Genomic DNA, 22,208 nt, shown 5'->3' with positions numbered 1-22,208 from the left:
TCAGCGTTTCTCTCGAAAGAAGTCCTTGAGGATCTTTTGGGCATCAGCCTCCGAGAAGCCGGCATAAATCTCCGGTATGTGGTGGCAGGTGGGTTGCGTGTAAAAGCGCGGCCCATGCTCTACGCCGCCACCTTTCGGGTCGGAAGCGCCGTAATAGAGGCGGCGGATACGGGCGAAAGAAATCGCGGCTGCGCACATAGCGCAGGGTTCAAGCGTTACATAGAGGTCGCATTCGACGAGGCGTTCCGATTTTAGAACTTCGCCCGCGATGCGGATTGCGAGTATTTCTGCATGGGCAGTCACGTCATTCAGTTCGCGCGTGCGGTTGCCCGCCCGTGCAATAATTGTTCCCTGGTGCACGACAACTGCGCCAATCGGGACTTCTCCGCGTAAGCTTGCAGTGCGCGCTTCTTGCAGCGCTATCTCCATGGGAGTGGCCGTATTCTGGTTCAGGGCGTCGGCAATCTTTTTCATGCCCGTTCCATTTCATGCATTCTTTCGGAAATTTCGCTCGCAAGCCATGGAGCGATTTGTTACTGCATAATTCACGAAATCGAAACCGATTTGCGAACGGATTTATACGGCGTTCCTGTTTCCGGCTGTCCCTTGCCTGCCATTAAAGGTGTAAGGTGACACGGCAGCGCCGCTGAAAGGCCAATATCAGATGACTAAAGACGACGACAACAAGGACGGCAAGCGTCCGCATGGCCGTGGAGGGCGCTTCGATCGCCCTGGTCGGCAAGACCGTGACAGCCGTCCGCGCCGCGATGACGGTGGGCGTGACAAGCCACGTAAATTCGAGCCACGCAGCACCGAAGGGCAGGAGGATACAAGCGAGCGCATTGCCAAGCGCCTTGCGCGTGCTGGTATAGCCTCCCGCCGTGAAGCTGAAACGATGATCGCCGCCGGTCGCATTGCTGTGAATGGTAAGGTGCTGGCGAGCCCGGCAGTGAATGTCAAGCGCACGGACATTATCACGGTCGACGGAAAGCCGCTGAAACAGACTGAGCGTACTCGTCTTTGGCTTTACCACAAGCCCGCCGGCCTTGTGACGACCAATCGCGATCCGGAAGGCCGTCCAACGGTTTTCGCGGCGTTGCCTGCCGAAATGCCGCGCGTTCTTTCGGTCGGTCGTCTCGATATCAATACTGAAGGCCTTTTGCTCCTGACTAATGATGGCGGGTTGTCGCGTGTTCTGGAGCTGCCATCCACAGGTTGGCTGCGTCGCTATCGCGTCCGGGCCCATGGCAAGGTTACGCAGCAACAGCTTGATGAATTGAAGAACGGTATTGCTGTTGATGGCGTGTTCTATGGCAGCATAGAAGCAGAACTCGAGCGGGTTCAGGGTGCAAATGTCTGGATTTCGATCGGTTTGCGGGAAGGCAAGAACCGCGAAGTAAAGAACATTCTCGGCGCGCTTGGTCTCACCGTCGGTCGCCTGATCCGTGTTTCCTTCGGCCCGTTTCAGCTTGGCGATCTTGAAGAAGGCGCGGTACGCGAAATCAAAGGGCGTATCCTGCGGGACCAACTGGGCGATAAATTGATCGAAGACGCGGGTGCAGATTTTGATGCGCCAGTCTTGAGTGAATTTTCCAATGCCGCTGTTCAGGGACTTACCCGCCGCGAAATGGAAGACGAGGGCGAGGAAGGTGAACGCCGTCGCGGCCCGCGTGAACGCGAGTGGATTTCCAGCGGCCCTGAGCGTCGCCGTGGTCGCGATGACAAGAATGCGGAGAAGGTGGAGCCGCGTCGTCGCGGCAATGCCAATGTCTGGATGGCGCCGGGTGCGCGCCCCAAGGGTGAAAAGGCGGCTGCGAAATCTGCACGTGTCGAGCGTCAGGTTCCACACCGTTCGGCGAAGTTCAGTGGCGATCTGCAGATGCGTCCGCGTCGGACTGGCGATGAGGATCAGGGACGCGAAGAAGGCGGCGAACGTCGCTACAACAAGCGGCCGGAAGGTCGCTTCGACAAGGACGCCCGTCCGCCGCGGGCCCGCCCGGATGGAAGTCGCTCGGATGAAGGGCGCCCAGAGCGCCGTGAACCGCGCGAGGATGGACGCAAGGAACGTCGCCCTGGCAAGCGGGAGCGCGCGGAATTGCGCGATACGGAAAGCCGGGTAGGAGAGCGTGGCAAGGGTGGCTTTGAAGGCCGTAAGCCGGGTGGACCGCGTGGAGAAGGCCGTTCTGGCGCTTCTGACCGCGATACGCGTTCCGGCCCGCGCAGCAGCGGACCGGGCAACAAGTCCCATAGTTTTGATGATGGTCCGCGCCGTGGACCGGGCAACAAGCCGGGCGGCAAGCCAGGTGGAAAGCCGGGCGGCGGCAAGTCAGGCGGCGGCAGGACTGGAGGCGGCGGTGCGGATCGTCGGCGGTAAGTTTCGTGGCCGTGCGCTCGTAACACCTTCGACCAACGCCATTCGCCCCACCACCGACCGCACGCGCGAGAGTCTGTTCAATATTCTCGCGCATAATTTTCCCGACAAGGTGGAGGGCGCACGCGTCCTCGACCTATTCGCAGGAACTGGCGCGCTTGGCCTGGAGGCTTTGTCGCGTGGCGCGCGCTACGCGATCTTCGTGGAAGAATCTGCGGAAGGGCGGGGATTATTACGCCAGAATATTGAGGCTTTTAGTCTTCAGGGACACACCAAGATTTTGCGACGGGACGCCTGCCAGTTGGGTATCGTCGGAACGATGGAGCCGTTTGACCTGGTTTTTGCTGATCCTCCCTATGGACGTCGAATGGGGGAAAAGGCATTTTTATCAGCGCTTCAGGGTGGTTGGCTTAATCCTGACGCACTTTTGGTGCTTGAAGAGGATGCGGAGGCGGCTCTTGACCTTGACGAGCGATTCGTAGTGCTGGAAGAGCGCAACTACGGGGGCACGATCATTCGGCTGATCCAGTTGAAAGCCGCCGGTTGAATTAGCGGACGATTCCGTTCGCATAAAAATTGAATTTGTCGCCCGGAAGGACTGGGCGGAAATGAAACCAATTGGAGATGTCGCTTGGTGAATAACCCCTCACTCCGGCGCTTGCTATTGTCCACCGCCTTGGGTTTCGTGCTGGCTTTACCGATGGCAAACGGTGTTGTCTGGGCAGAGAGCCAACCTGCCGCTACTACTGAACAACCAGCGCCTCCGTCGCCACCAGCTACTGCACAAGCGGCGCTTCCAGAAATTATCCAGTCGGATGGAGTCAGTCACTTCACATTGCCAAATGGTTTGGAAGTGGTCGTTATCCCCGATCATCGCGCGCCGGTCGTGACCCAGATGATCTGGTACCATGTGGGATCGGCCGATGAGGCTCCCGGCGTATCGGGTATTGCGCATTTCCTCGAACATCTGATGTTCAAGGGGACGAAGAACCATCCAGCTGGTGAGTTTTCGGCGAAAGTTGCCTCCATCGGCGGACAGGAAAACGCCTTCACGTCTTATGATTATACGGCCTATTTCCAACGTGTATCTCCCGAAGCACTGGAAATGGTGATGCAGTTCGAATCGGACCGGATGGAAAATCTGGTGCTCAACGAAGAAGCCGTGAAAACCGAACGGGACGTTATTCTGGAAGAGCGCCGGATGCGGGTTGATTCCAATCCTGCGTCCATGCTGATGGAAAATACCGATGCTGTTCTTTTCTATAACCATCCTTACCGCAAGCCTGTCATCGGCTGGCAACAGGAAATGGAAAAGCTGAGCCTCAAGAACGCTATCGATTTTTACCAGCAGTATTATACGCCGAATAACGCAACGCTGGTTATCGCTGGTGACGTTTCACCGGAACGCGTGCGCGATCTGACCTTGAAAACCTGGGCAAATGTGCCGAAACGCGCCGAGGTCTTGCCACGTGAGCGCCCGCAGGAGCCTGCGAAGCATGCAGCCCGCATCGTTACCCTGCACGATGAGCGCGTCAGCACTCCTTCGTTCCGTATGTCCTGGCTGGTTCCCTCCTATGCGAATGAGAAACGGTTTCCGAATGTAAAACCAGGCGATGCGCCAGCTCTCGATCTCCTGAGTGAAATTCTTGGCGGTTCGCTGCGCTCGCGCCTTTATCAAGAACTGATCGTCAAACAGGGTATAGCTGCCAATACGGGCGCAAGCTACGATGGCGATGCGCTTGATGACGGCACTTTTTCCGTTTATGGCGCGCCGCGTAATGGCGCGACGCTGGGAGACGTTGAAAAGGCAGTTGAGGCCGAAGTGGCGCGGATCATCAAGGATGGCGTCAGTCAAACTGAACTTGACCAAGCTCGCAATCGTTTCCTGAAGGCAGTGATCTTTGCACGTGATAGCCAGACGGGTATGGCTCGGATTTATGGTTCGACGCTGTCCGTTGGGCAAACGGTTGACGATATCCAGAAATGGCCTGAGATCATCAAAGCTGTCACTGTCGATCAGATCAAAGACGTGGCAACGCGCTATCTCGTCAAAGACCAATCGGTAACAAGTTACCTGCTTCCACCAGATGCCGAGCCGGAAAGTGCCCGCGAGAATCCTGATGCCTCGGCAGGAAGCCCCGGTGCCGATGGTGCGGGAGGAGCGATCCAGTGAAGAAGATCATCATGCTGAACTCCAAACGTGTTCTCGACTTTCGCCCAGCCCGGTCCGCTGTAGCTATGCTTGCGGCCTCGATGACACTGTTGATCTTGTGCGCCTTGCCAGCGCGTGCCATCGAAATTCAAGAAGTTGTTTCGCCAAAGGGCATTCATGCCTGGCTGGTAGAGGACGATTCAGTCCCGCTTATTTCGATGCGGTTTTCGTTCAAGGGTGGCACATCGCAGGATCCTTCCGGCAGGGAGGGATTGGCTAATTTGATGACGGGGCTTTTCGACGAAGGCGCGGGTGATCTGAAATCGGATGCGTTTCAGGAACGGATGGATAATCTGGGAGCGGAAATGAGCTTTTCCGCAACACAGGATTCCGTTTCAGGCGGTATTCGTATGCTGGCCGAAAATCGCGACGCAGTAACGAATTTGCTTGCCCTTGCTGTCAATAAGCCTCGCTTCGATCAGGATGCCGTTGACCGTATTCGCCAGCAGGTAATTGCAAGCATCGAAGCTTCGCAGCGAAATCCTTCGACGATCGCATCACGCAAGTTTTCCGAAGTCCTGTATGGCAATCATCCTTATGCGCGTCCCGATGACGGCACGGTGAAGTCGCTGCAGTCGATTACGCGTGATGATCTGGCCAATTTCCATCGCAAAAATTTTGCGCGTGACCGGCTGACTATTGGTGTGGTGGGTTCCATCAACGCCACAGATCTGGGGGTGTTGCTGGATAAAGTGTTCGGCGATCTGCCCGCGATGGCTGAACTGGTTCCTGTGCCGGATGCCAAACTGGCACTTGGTACGACGACCAGTCTCAATTTTGACATGCCGCAGACCTCGATCAGCTTTGTCTATCCGGCTATACCGCGTAAAGATCCCGAGTTCTTTGCTGCCTATCTGATGAACCATATTCTGGGTGGTGGCTTTACTTCGCGCCTTTATGCCGAAGTGCGCGAAAAGCGCGGTCTTGCCTATTCAGTGTCATCATCCATGGTCATGCGTGACCATGTTTCGGCATTGATGATCTCGACGGCGACCCGTCCCGATAAGGCACAGGAATCCCTGAAGATCATCCGCGAGCAGGTTGCTGCAATGGCCGCCGACGGCCCGACTGAAGAAGAGCTCGCTGCCGCCAAGAGCTTCCTCAAAGGGTCTTATGCGGTCAACAATCTGGACTCGTCCGCTGCGATCGCCGAAACTCTCGTCAGCTTGCAGGAAACTGAACTTCCGCGTGATTATATCGACAAGCGCTCGGAGTTGATTGATGCCGTGACGTTGGATCAAGTCAAGGCTATTGCCAAAAAGCTGCTTGAAGCAGAACCGGCTATTCTGATCTTCGGTCCAGCCCAAAGCTAAAAGGTGCCAATTTGGTAAAGGCAGTGCCGTCATCACCCCGAATTGCCGTCGCTTTCGGCGGGGGTGGGGCACGTGGCATTGCCCATATTCATATCGTTGAAGTGCTCGACGAACTGGGCATTAAACCGGTTGCCATTGCCGGCTCTTCGATAGGTTCGATTGTTGGTGCCGGTATGGCTAGTGGCATGACCGGCAAGGAAATTCGAGAATATATGGCAGCGATCTTCAATCGCCGCTCTGAAGTCGCAAAGCGCATGTGGCAAACCCGACCGGCTCGCTGGGTGGAGTTGCTGAAGGGCGGCTTGCGGGTTAGCCAGTTCAACATCGAAAAGGTGCTTGATGTCTTCCTGCCTGCCAGCTTGCCCGCGAATGTGGAAGAGCTGAAAATCCCGATGATTGTTACAGCGGCGGATTTTCACGCTGCTCGGGAGATTCATATTCGCGATGGCGATCTGCATTCGGCAATCGCCGCATCCTGCGCCATACCACCGGTTTTTGCTCCGGTGCGCCGGGACGGTCGCATTCTGGTCGATGGTGGCTTGTTCAACCCTGTCCCCTTTGATTTGTTATTCGACGAGGCCGATATCGTTATCGGCATCGACGTTGTGGGTACGCCAGTGGGTCCGGATGACTATATGCCGACCACATTTGAAGCGGTAATCGGTGCGAACCAGTTGACGATGTGCTCCATCATCGAAAACAAATTTCGCATTCGTCCGCCGCATATTTTTATCCGACCGAATGTCGAACGGATCGGGCTTCTGGATTTTCTGAAGTTTGAACAAATCCTGTCACAAAGCGCCAGCGTTCGCGACGAGTTGAAACGCGCCATAGAATTGGCTGCTGACAGAAAGATCGGGTCGATAAACTCAAGCATTGCGACTTGAGTTTATCGGTATTGAAATGCGTTTTGCTATTCCGCCGGAATCGGTGATCCGACTGTGTCACTTGACGATGCCGCGGGCACGATATCATCTGCACCTTTGTCGATGCGCTGGCCTTCGCGAGCTGGTTTAACCAGAGGCTCTGGTGTGACCGGCTTGTTGAAAAGCAGATGACGCCCGGCCAGAATTCCTTCCGAAGCCTGCACGTGGAGACGGTCCTCGTCGCGCTGGCGCACATCTTCGCGGATTCCATAGGCTTGCGTTTCGGCTATGCCGAGCCCCTCAAGCGTCCGCTGACCGAACAGCAGACCGGATTCGAATGTTTCGCGCAGTTCATATTCAACGCCTTGCGCTCGTAATTGCAACGTATGTTCGCGATCGTATGAGCGAACGAACAGGCGCACATCGGGATATTCCGACTGTATGAGATTGACGATGTGGTTGGTTGTTTCCTTCTTGTGGGTACAAACGGCGACGATTTTCGCTTTTCGGATTCCGGCCGCTTCCAGCACGTCTTTGCGGGTGCCATCGCCGAAGTAAATGCGGAAGCCAAATTTTCCCGCTGCACGGACACGATTGGGCGAACTGTCAATCACGGTTACGTCGATACCACCGGCAAGAAGAATCTGCGATGCAATCTGGCCATATCGCGAGAAGCCGATCATCAAGACATCAGAACCCGCACCTTCATAGTTTTCTTCAATGACATCGACAGTTTTGTCTTTGATGAGCAGCTTCGATCCTATCGCGACGGAAAGCGGTGTGAGAGCCATGGATACGGTGACGGCAGCCACAAGCTCGGAACCGAGCGCGCTTGAGATGATGGCCGCAGCCGAGGCTGCAGAGAAAAGAACGAAAGCAAATTCGCCCCCTTGCGGAAGAAGAAAGGCAATCCGCACCGCGTCGTTATGACTGGACCGAAAGATGCGGCACAGCAGATAAATGATGGCGATCTTGGTCGCCATGAAGATGGGCACTGCAAGAAGGATAATCTTCCAGTACTGCAGGATCACCGTGAGGTTCAGCGAAAGGCCGACCGCAACAAAGAACAGCCCCAGGAAAATGCCGCGAAAAGGTTCGATGTCGGCTTCAAGTTCGTGCCGATACGAAGATTCCGCCAGCAAGACGCCGGCAATGAATGCACCCATGGCCATGGAAAGACCGGCAGCCTGGAGCAAGCTGGCTGATCCGAGTACCACAAAGAGCGCTGCTGCTATCATCACTTCGCGAGCGCCAGTATTGGCGATAATGCGAAACATCGGATTGATGAGATAGCGTCCTGCAATCACCAGCGCGGCGATGGCTGCTATAGCTGTGGCGAGATGGAACCCGGCGCTCGCCTGCGAAGGTTCGTTGGGCGAAAGTGCCGGGATGATGGCGAGGATCGGTACGATCGCAAGGTCCTGAAACAGCAGAATCGAAAAGGCACGCTGGCCATGCTTCTGGTTTGTTTCCGCCCGATCCTCCAGAACTTGCATGGCAAATGCCGTGGAAGAGAGTGCAAGCCCAAAACCAATGATGATACCTGCTTCCGTACTGAGGCCAGCAAAGTAGATGCCTAGAGCAGTTAAAGCTGCTCCGCAAAGCAGAACTTGCGCAGTACCAAGTCCGAAGATCGATTGGCGCAGTGCCCAAAGTCTGGAAGGTTTCAGCTCAAGCCCAATGATGAAAAGCAGAAAGACAACGCCGAGTTCGGAAAAATGCAGAAACTCTTCTCCATCCGCAATAAGCCGAGCCACGGGGCCGATTGTGATGCCTGCCGCAAGATAGCCGAGGACTGTGCCAAGCCCCAATCGCTTGAATAACGGCGCAGCGATAATGGCACCGCCCAAAATCATCAGACACTGTAGGTAGAGACTTCCGCCAGTTGCAATCATGCTTAGCTCTTGGAATTTGGAGAAATGTAGAAGGGCTTGCCTTGAAGCTCTTTGATTTCGGCAATATAGAAACAAGATATGGCTGTAATCAGCCCGATGTCGAACAATTTGACGATATTTTTTGGCCAGTCCCGGTTTAGGTCCCGCTGCAGATTGTAGTGCAAGGTTGAACCGCGATGAACTTGGGAAACTCGGATTATATAATGATTTCAGATAATTCGACGGATAAGCTTGTCGATCGGGCCGCTGCTCTCGTGGCTGCTGCCAAGCGGGCAGGTGCGGATCAAGCTGACGCAGTCGTGATGCGGGCGCGATCTGTTAGCGTGTCGGTGAGACTGGGCAAGGTTGAGGGAACCGAATCGTCAGAGAGTGATGATTTCGCCCTGCGTGTTTTTGTAGGTCGTCGCATTGCCAGTGTTTCCGCCAATGCGAGCGCCGATCCGGACCGCCTCGCGGAGCGGGCTGTCGCCATGGCACGTGTTGCACCGGAAGATCCTTACGAGCAACTGGCCGATCCATCGCTACTCGTGTTTTTGCCCCGCGATCTTGATCTTTACGATTCAACGGAAATCAATTCCGAACGTCTGACCCAGGATGCGCTTGCAACAGAAGCGGCGGCGCTCGCAGTCAAAGGCGTGACGAATTCAGGCGGGGCTGGCGCTTCGCGTAGTCTGGGTGGCTTGGTGCTGGTCACGTCAACCGGTTTTTCGGGTCATTACGCTGCCACACGCTTCGGAAAGTCGGTTTCGGCCATCGCAGGCGAGGGCACGAAAATGGAACGCGATTACGATTTCAGTTCGCGCTTGCATTTCTCCGATCTCGACACATCCAATGATATTGGTCGCCGTGCCGGTGAACGCGCTGTGCGTCGACTGGGCGCGCGTCAGGCAAAGACTGGCCCCGTCACCGTCGTTTATGATCCCCGTCTTGCACGGGGTATTGCCGGGCACCTTGCAAGTGCTATCAACGGTGCTTCGGTTGCCCGCAAGACAAGTTTTCTTCGCGACAGCTTTGGTAAGCAGATTCTGAAACAGAGTATCAACGTCACGGACAATCCGCTGCGTGTACGTGGTTCTTCTTCGCGCCCTTTCGATGGGGAAGGGATTGAAGGACAACCGTTGACGATGATTGAGAATGGTGTCCTCAATCATTGGCTGCTTTCTGGATCGAGCGCACGCGAGCTTGGCTTGCAAAGCAATGGTCGTGGTGTCCGCTCCGGTTCTGGTGTTTTGCCTGCATCCACCAACTTTGCCATCGAACCCGGCTCACAGTCGCCAGAAGAACTAATTCGCGCCGTCGGTACAGGTTTTTATGTAACGGAAGTGTTCGGGCAGGGCGTGGACATGATTACCGGTCAGTATAGCCGCGGTGCGTCGGGTTTTTGGATCGAGAATGGTGAACTCTCCTATCCGGTCAGCGAAGTGACGATCGCTTCGAACCTCAAGGATATGTTCCTCAACATGACCCCTGCGTCAGATATCGACCGAAACTTCGGAATGACCGCCCCAACCCTGGTGATTGAAGGCATGACTCTTGCCGGAAACTGACAAACACAGCGACATTACAGGAGAGCTGGCGCTTCTACGTGATGCTGCGCGCGAAGCCGGTCGCATCGCGATGCGCTATTTCGGACGTTCTCCGGAAGTTTGGCTGAAAGACGGTGTCTCGCCCGTCAGCGAAGCGGACCTGGCGGCCGATCGCTATTTGAAAGATGTTCTTTTAAGTGCACGACCGGATTATGGCTGGATCTCGGAAGAAACAGTCGATGAACGGGCCGCTGTAAAACGTAGCCGTGCCTTCGTGGTCGACCCGATCGATGGGACCCGCGCTTATATCGCGGGACAGGATCAATGGTGCGTTAGTATTGCCATTGTTGAAAATGGTCGCCCTTTGGCTGGTGTTCTGGAATGTCCGGCGCGCGAGGAACTCATCGAGGCTGGCAAAGGAGTCGGTGCCTCGCAGAACGGTATTGCCGTTCATGTCAGGCTGCCGTCAGCGGGAGAAGCGGTTACTATCGCATCAGCCCGCAACATGGTGACGGCGCTGCCGAATAGCTGGAGAGATCGTGTAAAGGTTCATCCCTATGTTCCCTCTCTCGCCTACCGTATTGCGATGGTGGCACGCGGAGATATAGCCGGTACCTTCATTCGGCCAAATTCGCATGATTGGGATCTGGCAGCAGCTGATCTGATCCTGAGTGAGTCGGGTGGGGCAATCCTGACAAGCGATGCCTTGCCGATTACATATGGCGGCCCCACGCTGAGCCATGGCGCTCTCGTTGCCTCCAGCGGGGACCTTCTGCAAGAAATGTTGAGTGTTGTCGCGGGCTAGCCCTTGGGTTAATCATGCCGCGAACCAAATTTGTTCAGGGATAATTGTCATGAGCGTCGAAGACGACAAAAAACAGCTTCTTCATCTGGTGTTCGGCGGCGAGCTGAAAAAGCTTGGCACTGTTGAGTTCCGAGATCTTGAGAACCTCGATATCGTTGGCATCTACCCCGATTACGAGACAGCCAAGACCGCGTGGAAATCTAAGGCTCAGCAAACTGTCGATAATGCTCATATGCGCTATTTCATCGTGCACCTGCATCGGTTGCTCGATCCGGAAAGCGTTATACTGAAGGCGGATTGAGCAGCTTGCCTGCTCCCGACCGGAATCGGATGCCAAGCGGAGATAGCTCGGATCGGAAAACCGAGCGTAAGAAGCAAGGGTTTGCGAAGCGCCTCTGGCGGCGTGTTCGCGGGCCATTGGCGCAATCTGCTGCGGTTAAAGGAGTGCTTGTCTGGCTCATTACCGCTTATTTCAAGTTTGTTTACATCACCAATTCACGCTTGAAAGAATCTGCCGACCCGCAAGCGCTGGTTGGCAAGGATGATCCTTTCATCGTGACCTTCTGGCATGGGCAACATCTTATGGGACCGTTCATCTGTCCCAAGGGAATCGAACTGGTTGCTATGTTTTCACGAAGTGCCGATGCAGAATTGAACGCTCGTGTCGCGGAAAAGTTGGGATTGGTGACGGTGCGTGGTTCCGGCGGGCGAAGTTCGCGCTCGAAACCTGAAAAGGGCGGCGCACGTGCACTTCTGACGTTGAAGAATGCTCTCAAGAAAGGGCAATCGGCGTCAATCATAGCGGACATTGCTCATGGCAAGGCGCGTGAAGCCGGAGAAGGTATCATTTTATTGGCGAAATTGTCCGGTCGCCCGATAATACCGGTTGCTTATGCTTTCTCCCGGAACCATGTTTTGGAAAAGTCCTGGGATAAAACGGCGATTCCGCTACCCTTTGGGCGTTCGATTATCGTGCGCGGCGACAATGTATGGGTCGACGCGGATGCCGATGAAACGCAATTGGAAGAAAAACGCATGGAGCTAACGCGCCAACTCAACGACGCGACTGCCAAGGCCTATGCTGCGTTGGAGAAAGCGAAATGAGCGAACGCTGGGCGCGCAATATGTTGTCTGCCTACCGTGCACTCGGTTCTGCGGCCTATCCCTTCATGGGCCCCTACATTGCCTATCGTGCCTCTCGCGGCAAGGAAGAACGAACGCGTCGCGGCGAGCGCTACGGCAAATCCGCCATCGTACGCCCACAAGGACCGGTTATTTGGGCTCACGCGGCAAGTGTTGGTGAAACCGTAGCGATCACACCATTGATTGAACGAATTGCTGCGACGGGTGTTCATGTCGTGCTGACGACAGGTACTGTGACATCGGCAAAAGTTGTCGCGGATCAGTTGGGTAACAAAGTCATTCACCAATACGCTCCGCTGGATTTGCAGCCAGCGGTCAACAGGTTTCTCAACCATTGGAAACCTGATCTTGCTATCGGTTGTGAGTCCGAGGTCTGGCCTGCAACAGTACTTTCGCTCGGCAGTCGCCATACGCCGCAGGTTCTGGTCAACGGGCGCATGTCCGATCGTTCTTTCGCCGCCTGGCAAAAAAGACCGGCTCTGGCTGAAGCTCTTTTTGAAAATTTTGCCTATGTGGTCGCACAGTCGGAACTCGATGCAGATCGCTTTCGGACACTTGGAGCGCGGCCTGTCAGCGTTTCAGGAAATCTGAAGGTAGATACGAATCCTCCACCAGCGGATCAGCAGGCGCTGGCAACATTGCAGCGCCAGATTGCTGGGCGACGGACTTGGGCAGCAATCTCTACCCATGATGGCGAAGAAGCGATTGCAGCCGAGGTTCATCAGATGCTGAAAGTCCGCTATCCGCATCTTGTCACAATCATTGTGCCACGCCATCCGGACCGTGCTCCAGCCATCGAGGCCATGCTGGTTGAAAAAGGGCTCAAGGTTGCACGTCGCAGCGCTGCCGAGCCGATTGAAGCCGACACGGATATTCTTCTGGGAGATACTATCGGGGAGATGGGGCTTTATCTCCAGCTTACCGAGATAGCGTTTATTGGCAATTCCTTGACCAAGGAAGGCGGACATAATCCGCTGGAACCGGCAATGATGGGGACTGCCGTGCTAACCGGACGAAACGTCCAGAATTTCCGCGAGTCCTTCCAGCGCCTTATCAAAAATGGTGGCGCGCGTATTGTGAAGGATCGCAACATGCTGGCAGGGGCGATCAATTTCCTGTTCAATAATCCACAGCACCTGCGTACCATGATCAATGCCGGTGTAAACACGGTCAAGGACATGCGCGGCGCTCTGGATCGTACGCTTGTGGCGCTGGAACCATTTATCCAACCGTTGATCCTGCAGGCACAGTTGCCCGGTAACCGTAACGAGGCTGCCTATCAGGCGGGCGGAAACTGACGATGGTGAGTGAGGCGCCGCCTTTCTGGTGGGAAAAACCTGATTGGCGAGCTTTATCTCTGGCACCTGCTGCCTGGCTCTACGGAGCGGTGGCAGGGCGTCGGCTTTTGAGAGCGGAGCCGCCGAAGATTTCTCTTCCGGTCCTCTGCGTTGGCAATTTTACCGTAGGCGGAGCAGGAAAAACACCGACTGCCATCGCCTTCGCGAAAGGTGTAAAAGCACGGGGAATGAAGCCCGGAATTGTCTCGCGCGGGTATGGCGGTGCGTATAAGGGATTACATGTCGTTGATGCCACACATGACAGCGCTCGCTATGTTGGGGACGAGCCTCTTCTGCTTGCCCGACACGCTTCGGTGGCTCTCTGTCCTGATCGGCTGAAGGCGGCTCTACATTTACAAACGCTCGGTTGCGACTTCATCATTATGGATGACGGCTTTCAAAGCGCGCGGCTTTTTGCCGATTTTTCGCTGCTGGTGGTGGATGCGACGCGCGGTATTGGCAACGGTAGAGTTATACCGGCAGGGCCTTTGCGGGCTCCGCTGATAGATCAGATGCGTAAGACAGACGGATTGTTGCGTATCGGTAAGGGCGATGGTGCTGATTTCGTAATCCGTCAGGCGGCGCGAGCAGGTAGGCCAATATATGAAGCCTGGCTAGAACCATCGTCGTCCACACCTGTAGCGGGTAATCGCTGGCTTGCATTTGCCGGCATCGGTAATCCTGAGAAGTTCTATGCAAGCGTCGCTGAAGCAGGCGGTGAGATTGTGGAAACGCGCTCGTTCCCCGATCACCACAATTTTGGACCGGACGATATTCGTAGCTTGATGGATACGGCTCGTCGTCAAGGGTTGGGGTTGATCACCACGGCGAAGGATCAGGTGCGTCTAGCCACGATGATCGGAATTCCCGTTGGGTTTGCCGCGAAACTTGCCGTCCTTGACATAGATCTTAAATTTACCCGCAATGATGCGCTTGACCACATTCTGGATACGATCATCGGGCGCTTTAAAAACCGTGCTACGAGTTGACCTAAAGCGCATCCCGAGAAGTGTGAAACGGTTTTCGGAACAAGATGCGCGTTAAAACAAACAGTTGAGACGCGCCGATTTGATTCAATCAGACCGAAACGCGTTCTAAGCCTTCTTGCGGCTGCGCAATTCAGGGTTGACTTCCAGCTCACGCTCAAAAGAAATCAGGCCGGTTGCATAGGGTTCTTGCCGCGAGACGCTCCAATATTTCAATTCATCGAGCGGAATATGGGCACCGGTCACGGCGCACGCGACATAAGCTCCGTGTCTGATGATTTCATAATCACCGTCGAGATAGCGCAGAACAGCTTCGGAGGAACGGGGCGATTCAAATTTATTCATGTGACTAAAACCTTTGTAGTCAACTCTAGCAAGCACCGGGCACTGCGTCCAGCAGTACCGCATCCTGCTTCGTCGTAATTCTATCAGCGCCTGCCAAAAAGCCGTTCGATATCCGTCAACTTCAGTTCGATATAGGTTGGGCGGCCGTGGTTGCAGGTGCCTGAACCGGGAGTGGCTTCCATTTCGCGCAGAAGTGCATTCATTTCTTCAGGCTTCAACCGTCGCCCCGAACGTACGGAGCCGTGACAGGCCATGGTTGCGGCGACATGGTTCAGCATGGCTTTTAGCCCATCCGAAGTATCATGTTCCGCGATCTCATCGGAAAGGTCGCGGATCATTTGCGGCACGTTCATTTCTCCCAGCATTGCAGGCGTTTCACGCACAGCAATAGCACCTGGCCCAAATTGCTCAATACCAAGACCGAAGCGCGCAAGTGTTTCTGCGTGGATTGCAAGACGTTCGGCGTCTTCTTCCGGTAGATCCACGATTTCTGGAATAAGCAACATTTGTCCCGGTATCGGGCGGGAATGCAGGGCATTTTTCAGCGCTTCGTAGACAAGGCGTTCGTGAGCGGCATGCTGGTCCACAATGACAAGGCTGTCTTCTGTCTGAGATACTATATAGTTCGCGTGGATTTGGGCACGGGCTGCCCCAAGCGGTTTCTGCTGAAGTTCAACCGGTGCGTCATCGAGCGTCGCCCGAGCATCTGCCGTAGGAACAATAACAGCGGCGAGGCTCGCCTGGTCACTTTCATGGAAAGATGGTGATGCTGCGAAGTCGAGTGGCCGATGAGCTGGATGTGCAGTCTGCGGAGACCATTCGCTTCTTGGTGCAGAAGGTGCAGGACGCCAGCCGCTAGAAGCATAACCTGTAGATGTTGAACGGGATGCGAATGATGACGATGACGGCTGGAACCCTTCAGCGCGGAAGGCTTGCAGCATGGCATCGGCACCGCTGGTCGCAGGCCGAATGCCCGATTGTGCCAGTGCTTGTTTGATCGCCCCGACAATCAATCCGCGTACCAGACCTGGGTCTCGGAATCGCACATCAGCTTTGGCAGGGTGCACATTGACGTCGACCAGAGCCGGATCCAATGTCAGAAACAATACGGCAACCGGATGACGATCGCGTGCCATGACATCTGCATAGGCTCCGCGCAACGCACCGAAAAGCTGCTTGTCACGCACTGGGCGACCATTCACATAGGCAAACTGATGCAGGGCATTGCCACGATTATGGGAGGGTATGCCGACAAACCCGGCCAGACGCACACCGTCGCGCTCGGCATCGATAGCAAGGGCGTTTTCGCCGAATTCTTTTCCAAGCACCTGATTGATACGTTCGAGTGTTGCTTCCGCTCCGCTACCGGTTGCGGCTAGATCCAGCGGTGTCCGGTCGGTGCCCGCGAGCGAAAAGCGGACATGTGGAAAGGCAATTGCGATGCGTTTGATGACATCGCTTATGGCGGAAGCTTCAGCGCGATCCGTCTTCATGAACTTGAGACGGGCAGGCGTCGCGTAAAAAAGATCGCGCACCTCGGCAATTGTGCCCCGATTCAATGCGGCGGGGCGGGGACCATCGAGGTGGCCGCCGGAAACCGAAACTTCGAAGCCGGAATCGGCGTCCTGCGGTCGCGATTTGAGTGTCAGTTTTGCAACTGACCCAATAGATGGCAGAGCTTCCCCACGAAATCCCAATGCCCGAATGTCGTGCACGTCGTCTGACAGTTTGGAAGTGCAGTGGCGAGAGACGGCCAATGGAAGCTCATCGACGGGAATTCCAGAACCATTGTCCGTCACGCGCAACAATGTCTTGCCGCCGCCGCCTGTCACGACCTCAATGCGGGTCGCGCCAGCGTCAATGGCATTCTCCACAAGTTCCTTGATGACGCTGGCGGGGCGTTCGATGACTTCGCCCGCCGCGATCTGATTGATGATGGTTTCGCTTAAGTGTCGTATTGGCATAGGCGGACTATAGAAGGATTCGCTTCTGTAAAGAACATGCTTCTACAGCTAGCTCAGACTGCCTTACGTGCATTCACGGGCACCACCGAAATACACGATATTGTCAGCAGATAACCACCTTATTATGGGGCGTAATCCTTATATGCTGGCAAATTCAAATCCTGAAGGCTGTCAGCATTGATAACCGCGCGTGCCACAGCTTCTGCCATAACAGTTGCGGCAATCGCTCCAATTGCCGTCACATCGGCTTCAACACCTTTTGCCTTGCCAGTCGAAAGTGCGAATATCGTGTCGCCATCCCACATTGTGTGGATCGGATTGATCGTGCGCGCAAAGCCGTCATGTGCCATGCCAGCGATCTTTTTGAGTTGAGCCTTGTCGAACGGAACATTGGTCGCTATTGCGCCGATCGTCGTGTTGGCACCGCCGGACTTGACCACCCCGTGGCCCTGCATAATGGCAGACATCGTATCGCGGAAGCTTTTGCCGTCTTCTGCCCGAGCACCTGCCAGGATCTGGCGCGAGTTCGGCGCGTAGACATCCCCGACGGCATTGACGGCAACAATAGCTCCCACCACAATTTCAGTTCCTGGCACCTTATAACTGGCTGTACCAAGCCCGCCCTTCATGGCGTAGTCCATGCCGAACATCTTGCCGACGGTTGCTCCAGCACCTGCGCCGATATTACCTTCCCCGGAAGCTTCTGCCTTGGCGGCTTTGCATGCCAAATACCCAGCCTCCTCATCGGGACGCACAGAAAAATCACCAACGCCGAGGTCCATCAGGATTGCAGCCGGTACAATTGGAACGACGCCTTTGCCGATCTTGAAGCCGAGATTGTTTTCTTCAAGATAACGCATCACGCCAGTCGCAGCGGCCAGACCGTAGGCGCTGCCACCTGAAAGCAGGATGGCCTGAACCTGTTGGACATAGTTGATCGGATCGAGCAGGTCTGTTTCGCGTGTACCAGGTGCAGAGCCGCGCACATCGACGCCTGCAGCAGCGCCTTCCTCGCAAAGAAGAACGGTGCAGCCGGTCGGGCGTTTTGTCAGTGTATGGTGTCCCAGCTTGATTCCGGGTACATCCGTGATGCTTCCACCCATAAGTTCCAGCATGTTTGCTCCTCCCTCAGTAGCTGCCGATGCGGCATTGATGACAAAGGGCATTGCTCCAACTCCTGCAAGCGACTTGGCAAATGTTCTGCGATCCATGAACAGTTTTCTCCTCCGTTTTTGCTCTGTTAAGAGAGCATATTCTTTTCGCGCGCTCGGCGCTGGCGGAGCACGTCAGCCACATAATCACGCGAGAGGGCGTGATAGAGCGGCTCATTTGATATGAGCCGCGCGGTGCCATAACCCAGCATTGATGCACACATGAGGGGGATGACGTTGTTATGATTGCCGGTCATTTCCAGAATGATGACAAAAGCAGTCATTGGTGCCTGAACGACGCCAGCAAAATAGCCAGCCATTCCGAGCACGGCAGCTAGGCTGGCACTGGTTCCAAGAACAAGACCGATTGTGCTGCCAAGGCCCGCGCCGACCGATAAAGACGGCGCAAATATCCCGCCCGGTATCCCCGAAATCATGGAGAGGAGCCCGGCAAGGAATTTCCCGAAGAAGTAAAGTGGTGGAAGGGCCCCTCCTTCGACAGCGCTCCGGGCCTGATCGTAACCTGCGCCGAAGGTCGATCCGCCGGATGCGATGCCGATGATTGCGACGAGGAGGCCGCAAATTCCTGCGAAAACCACTGCATTGCGAAGGGGAGCTTTTTGAACACGACGTCGGACACGGCGTCCCAGTTCAAGTGCGAGCGCACTGAAGGCAGCGCCGAATGCTCCGCCGATTACCCCACAGGCGATCACCAGAACCCAGTCCTTGCCAGTCGAGGCAGTAACGGTAGTTAGGCCGAAATAATTATAATTACCAACGAGACCAAGCGAAGCAAGACCGGCGAGAATGACGGCGGATAATACAAGCCCGTTGGTCCGGGCGGCATAGGCACGCCCCATTTCCTCGATCGCGAAGACGACACCTGCCAGAGGTGTGTTGAAAGCGGCGGCAATGCCGGCAGCCGAGCCGGCGAGAATGAGGCCACGTGCTTGTTCCATGCCACCAAAACGCGCCGACTGCATCATGATGGACGCGCCGATCTGCACGGTAGGGCCTTCACGCCCAATAGATGCACCACTGAAAAGCCCTACCAGAGTAAGCACGATTTTACCGATGGCTGTTCTGATCGAAAGCAGCAGGAATCGATCTTCATGATCGTGTAAGTGACGTGCGGCGATTGCCTGCGGGATGCCGCTTCCGCCGGAATTCGGAAACCAGGAGAGAGCCACCCAGGAACAGGCCATAAACCCAAGAGGGGTGATAAGCAGGGGAAGCCACGTGCGCCAGGCGCTTCCATTCGTGAGGGTCTTGAACCAATGCTGTGCAATGTCAGCAGCTTCGGCAAACCCGACGCTGATAAGGCCTATGGCCAAAGCACCGCACCAGAAGACCAACCGTGGTTTCCAGACATGCGGTGACATCCACATGGCTTTTGACCGGCGGATAATCGGAACGCGTTTATAGGATTTTCTCACTTTGCCCCTGCAAACCTGTTGCTGCCCGAATTCGACGTGCGCAGAGATTTACCACGCAAATCCCTATCGGTAACTGAAACTTGTCAGTAAAAGGCTTTCCATTTGGTCATAACCGTGTTACCAGCCGGTGCCAATTCAACCTAACAAACCAGACACGTCGCTGCTCGCGGAAATATTCCGGAGAGGCGGCTTTTCTCATTCGATCAGATCGGCAAAGGAATTGGCAATGGCTAAAATCGTGGAATCGTCCACTGGCGCTCTCGCTCTCACATTCGACGATGTGCTGTTGCAGCCGGGCCATTCAGAAGTAATGCCGGGGCAGGTTGATCTGCGCACGCGCATCGCCAAGGATATCGAACTTAACCTTCCTCTTCTATCCGCTGCCATGGATACAGTGACAGAATCCCGCTTGGCCATCGCGATGGCACAGGCCGGCGGCATTGGTGTCATTCATCGCAATCTGACACCGGAGCGTCAGGCCGAAGAAGTCCGCCAGGTGAAGAAGTTCGAATCCGGCATGGTTGTAAACCCGGTCACCATCGGGCCAGACGCCACATTGGCGGATGCGCAGGCATTGATGAAGGCGCACGGAATTTCTGGCATTCCGGTCGTTGAGAATGCAACCAAAGGCCCCGGACGGCTTGTTGGGATATTGACCAATCGCGACGTCCGTTTCGCTTCTGATCCAAAACAGAAAATCCACGAGCTGATGACTCGCGAGAACCTCATTACGGTTCGCGAGAACGTCAATCAGGACGAAGCAAAGCGTCTCTTGCACGCTCATCGCATTGAAAAGCTGCTTGTCGTTGATGACCAGGGTCGTTGTGTCGGTCTGGTGACGGTCAAGGACATCGAAAAGTCGCAGCTCAATCCGAATGCCGCCAAGGATGCTCAGGGGCGTCTGCGCGCTGCAGCAGCAACCAGCGTCGGTGAAGACGGTTACGAACGTGCGGAGCGCCTGATTGAAGCGGGCGTCGATCTGCTGGTCGTGGATACTGCCCACGGCCATTCGCAGCGTGTTCTCGACGCTGTTGCTCGTATCAAGAAAGCCTATCCGAATGTTGCAATTCTTGCAGGCAATGTGGCGACGACTGCTGGTACGCAGGCGCTGATCGATGCAGGAGCGGATGCTGTCAAGGTGGGTATCGGACCGGGCTCGATCTGTACCACACGTATCGTTGCCGGTGTCGGCGTCCCCCAGCTTTCGGCCATTATGTCTGCCGTAGAGGCTGCACAGAAGCAGAATATCCCTGTGATAGCAGATGGCGGCATCAAGTTCTCTGGCGATTTTGCCAAAGCGCTGGCCGCTGGCGCGGTCGCGGCGATGGCTGGTTCCCTGCTGGCCGGTACGGAAGAAAGCCCCGGCGAGGTCTATCTGCATCAGGGCCGTTCATTCAAAGCTTATCGCGGTATGGGTTCGGTCGGTGCCATGGCTCGCGGTTCGGCTGACCGTTATTTCCAGGCGGAAGTGCGGGACGAACTGAAACTTGTACCGGAAGGTATTGAAGGACAGGTAGCCTATAAGGGTCCAATTTCCGCCGTTTTGCACCAGCTCGCTGGTGGCCTGCGTGCATCCATGGGCTATGTAGGCGCGAAGACGTTGGCGGAATTCCGCGAGAAGGCAACCTTCGTGCGCATTTCCAATGCCGGTTTGCGGGAGAGCCATTCACATGGTGTCGCAATCACACGGGAAAGCCCGAATTATCCGGGCGGTATGTAAGGCCTGTTTTCAGTGCATTCACGAAAGGGCGGCTTCAAGCCGCCCTTTTTATTTTGTGAGGGCTTCTAATTCTTTTGGATTGATGAGAAGTCCGCTGGCGCTTTCGGTGATGCAATCGCCAAGTGCCAGGAAATCCTTGCGGCGCATGCTCTGTCGGCGCCAGAAAAGTGCAATCTCTCGTTTTGGCTGCTCGCCGTCAAAAGGGACGATGCGCATATGATTGCCACGAGTTTCTGCACGCACTGCTATCTCTGGAATCAATGTCAGTCCCATGCCATGGCTTACCATTTGTAAAAGGGTGGTCATGCTGGTAGCGCCATATTTTACAAGCTGGCGCTGCGGAGGCAGAGAACAGACGGCCAATGCCTGCTCCCTCATGCAATGTCCTTCTTCCAACAGGAGTAAACGGTCAAGAGCGACATTGTCCTGTGTCATAGGCGAAGCCAGAACCGTTCGATCATCGGTGGAGGTCGCGATCAAAAAGTGGTCATCAAACAGTTTTTTTTGCGCAAGCCGTTCGTCGTCAATCGGCAAAGCGGCCAGTATCGCATCGATTTCACCCGCATGTAATTCATCGAGAAGTTTCGCGGTTACACTTTCCCGCAATTGAAGGCGGAACGACGGATGCCGTTCGCGCAAAAGGGGAATGAGAACGGGAACCAGATAAGGCGCAACAGTCGGAATGATGCCTAGCCGTAGTCTCGTTTGCAGCAATCCCCGGCTTTGCGCAGCTATTTCTTCAAGTGCGTGAAGTTCGCGCAAGACTGTCTGGATACCCGGATAAAGTTGCTTGCCGAGCTCTGTCATTATGACCTGCCGCTGAGAGCGCTCAAAGAGTGGTGCGCCTGCAAGGGCTTCCATTTCCGCGATCTGGGCCGATAACGCGGGTTGGGAGACGTGGGCCAGTTGCGCGGCTTTGCGGAAATGCAGCGTGGTGGCAAGCGCTTCGAAATAGCGCATTTGACGTACAGTGAACATGATAGGAAAAACTTATCGAAAATAATCGGAAAAGCAATTGGAGATTATGATTGGAATGGGTCTAATCTGAGCCCGTTACCTAGCCACGGTATGACGCGGACGAACCGTGTTATGCTTCTAGCAAGGCTAGTCGTATTCCAATATTGGTTTTTTCAGGAGG

The 22,208-nt window shown here is 55.3% G+C and carries 19 protein-coding genes; 12 read left to right on the top strand and 7 right to left on the bottom strand.

The annotated features are described in order from the left end of the window. Positions 1–474, bottom strand: coding sequence for a nucleoside deaminase (locus tag FIB18_RS21640; RefSeq protein WP_140022686.1), 474 nt, complete (start codon positions 472–474; stop codon positions 1–3). A 190-nt stretch (positions 475–664) separates the two neighbouring features. On the opposite strand from FIB18_RS21640, the gene FIB18_RS21635 reads away from it, so the two are divergent. The 5 genes from FIB18_RS21635 to FIB18_RS21615 all read left to right on the top strand — a co-directional run bounded on the left by FIB18_RS21635 (position 665) and on the right by FIB18_RS21615 (position 6,783). Further along, positions 665–2,374, top strand: a complete 1,710-nt coding sequence (locus tag FIB18_RS21635; protein ID WP_140022685.1) for a pseudouridine synthase — start codon at positions 665–667, stop codon at positions 2,372–2,374. Next, positions 2,355–2,918, top strand: coding sequence for a 16S rRNA (guanine(966)-N(2))-methyltransferase RsmD (gene rsmD / locus FIB18_RS21630; protein WP_140022708.1), 564 nt, complete (start codon positions 2,355–2,357; stop codon positions 2,916–2,918). Before FIB18_RS21635 ends, rsmD begins: the two co-directional genes overlap by 20 nt. Positions 2,919–3,005: 87 nt before the next feature. Then, positions 3,006–4,544 carry a M16 family metallopeptidase gene (locus tag FIB18_RS21625; protein ID WP_140022706.1) on the top strand — a complete coding sequence of 513 codons (1,539 nt, stop codon included), beginning with the start codon at positions 3,006–3,008 and terminating at the stop codon, positions 4,542–4,544. Between the two features lie 11 nt (positions 4,545–4,555). Then, positions 4,556–5,896 (top strand): M16 family metallopeptidase, encoded by a 1,341-nt coding sequence (locus FIB18_RS21620; protein WP_210296187.1) that lies wholly within the window; start codon positions 4,556–4,558, stop codon positions 5,894–5,896. Between the two features lie 11 nt (positions 5,897–5,907). Continuing rightward, positions 5,908–6,783 carry a patatin-like phospholipase family protein gene (locus FIB18_RS21615; protein WP_140022683.1) on the top strand — a complete coding sequence of 292 codons (876 nt, stop codon included), beginning with the start codon at positions 5,908–5,910 and terminating at the stop codon, positions 6,781–6,783. Positions 6,784–6,809: 26 nt separating this feature from the next. Here FIB18_RS21615 and FIB18_RS21610 read toward each other — a convergent pair whose 3' ends face one another. After that, positions 6,810–8,657, bottom strand: coding sequence for a monovalent cation:proton antiporter-2 (CPA2) family protein (locus tag FIB18_RS21610; RefSeq protein ID WP_140022682.1), 1,848 nt, complete (start codon positions 8,655–8,657; stop codon positions 6,810–6,812). A gap of 203 nt (positions 8,658–8,860) precedes the next feature. Between FIB18_RS21610 and FIB18_RS21605 the strand changes: the two genes are divergently transcribed. The 6 genes from FIB18_RS21605 to lpxK are packed head-to-tail and all read left to right on the top strand — an operon-like array spanning position 8,861 to position 14,457. Further along, positions 8,861–10,204 carry a TldD/PmbA family protein gene (locus FIB18_RS21605; RefSeq protein ID WP_140022681.1) on the top strand — a complete coding sequence of 448 codons (1,344 nt, stop codon included), beginning with the start codon at positions 8,861–8,863 and terminating at the stop codon, positions 10,202–10,204. Then, positions 10,191–10,988 carry a 3'(2'),5'-bisphosphate nucleotidase CysQ gene (locus tag FIB18_RS21600; protein WP_140022680.1) on the top strand — a complete coding sequence of 266 codons (798 nt, stop codon included), beginning with the start codon at positions 10,191–10,193 and terminating at the stop codon, positions 10,986–10,988. The genes FIB18_RS21605 and FIB18_RS21600 overlap by 14 nt, the downstream gene beginning before the upstream one ends. A 49-nt stretch (positions 10,989–11,037) precedes the next feature. After that, positions 11,038–11,289: a DUF4170 domain-containing protein gene (locus tag FIB18_RS21595; protein WP_140022679.1), complete on the top strand. Its 252-nt coding sequence runs from the start codon at positions 11,038–11,040 to the stop codon at positions 11,287–11,289. A gap of 29 nt (positions 11,290–11,318) precedes the next feature. Next, entirely contained in the window at positions 11,319–12,092 is a 774-nt protein-coding gene (locus FIB18_RS21590) for a lysophospholipid acyltransferase family protein (RefSeq protein ID WP_140022678.1), read from the top strand. Further along, entirely contained in the window at positions 12,089–13,429 is a 1,341-nt protein-coding gene (gene waaA, locus FIB18_RS21585) for a lipid IV(A) 3-deoxy-D-manno-octulosonic acid transferase (RefSeq protein WP_140022677.1), read from the top strand. The genes FIB18_RS21590 and waaA overlap by 4 nt, the downstream gene beginning before the upstream one ends. A gap of 2 nt (positions 13,430–13,431) precedes the next feature. Further along, the gene (gene lpxK, locus FIB18_RS21580) at positions 13,432–14,457 is read left to right on the top strand and encodes a tetraacyldisaccharide 4'-kinase (protein ID WP_140022676.1); all 1,026 of its coding nucleotides are present in this window, start codon (positions 13,432–13,434) and stop codon (positions 14,455–14,457) included. 105 nt (positions 14,458–14,562) lie between these two features. Here lpxK and FIB18_RS21575 read toward each other — a convergent pair whose 3' ends face one another. The 4 genes from FIB18_RS21575 to FIB18_RS21560 form a co-directional block, all read right to left on the bottom strand. Beyond that, positions 14,563–14,799 carry a DUF2093 domain-containing protein gene (locus tag FIB18_RS21575; protein ID WP_140022675.1) on the bottom strand — a complete coding sequence of 79 codons (237 nt, stop codon included), beginning with the start codon at positions 14,797–14,799 and terminating at the stop codon, positions 14,563–14,565. Between the two features lie 83 nt (positions 14,800–14,882). Beyond that, positions 14,883–16,763: a DNA mismatch repair endonuclease MutL gene (gene mutL / locus FIB18_RS21570; RefSeq protein ID WP_140022674.1), complete on the bottom strand. Its 1,881-nt coding sequence runs from the start codon at positions 16,761–16,763 to the stop codon at positions 14,883–14,885. A gap of 122 nt (positions 16,764–16,885) precedes the next feature. Beyond that, positions 16,886–17,974 carry a P1 family peptidase gene (locus tag FIB18_RS21565; protein ID WP_140022673.1) on the bottom strand — a complete coding sequence of 363 codons (1,089 nt, stop codon included), beginning with the start codon at positions 17,972–17,974 and terminating at the stop codon, positions 16,886–16,888. Positions 17,975–18,003: 29 nt separating this feature from the next. After that, a complete protein-coding gene (locus tag FIB18_RS21560; RefSeq protein ID WP_140022672.1) occupies positions 18,004–19,350 on the bottom strand; it encodes a chloride channel protein in 1,347 nt (448 codons plus the stop codon). 226 nt (positions 19,351–19,576) lie between these two features. On the opposite strand from FIB18_RS21560, the gene guaB reads away from it, so the two are divergent. Continuing rightward, the gene (gene guaB / locus FIB18_RS21555) at positions 19,577–21,070 is read left to right on the top strand and encodes an IMP dehydrogenase (RefSeq protein WP_140022671.1); all 1,494 of its coding nucleotides are present in this window, start codon (positions 19,577–19,579) and stop codon (positions 21,068–21,070) included. A 48-nt stretch (positions 21,071–21,118) separates the two neighbouring features. Here guaB and FIB18_RS21550 read toward each other — a convergent pair whose 3' ends face one another. Beyond that, positions 21,119–22,048: a hydrogen peroxide-inducible genes activator gene (locus FIB18_RS21550; RefSeq protein WP_140022670.1), complete on the bottom strand. Its 930-nt coding sequence runs from the start codon at positions 22,046–22,048 to the stop codon at positions 21,119–21,121. Between the last annotated feature and the right edge of the window lie 160 nt (positions 22,049–22,208).

Source organism: Brucella pecoris, from assembly GCF_006376675.1.
In the GTDB taxonomy this organism is placed as follows: Bacteria; Pseudomonadota; Alphaproteobacteria; order Rhizobiales; family Rhizobiaceae; genus Brucella; species Brucella pecoris.
The sequence above is the reverse complement of the archived record's forward strand: the minus strand, read 5'-3'. Positions and strand labels throughout refer to the sequence as shown.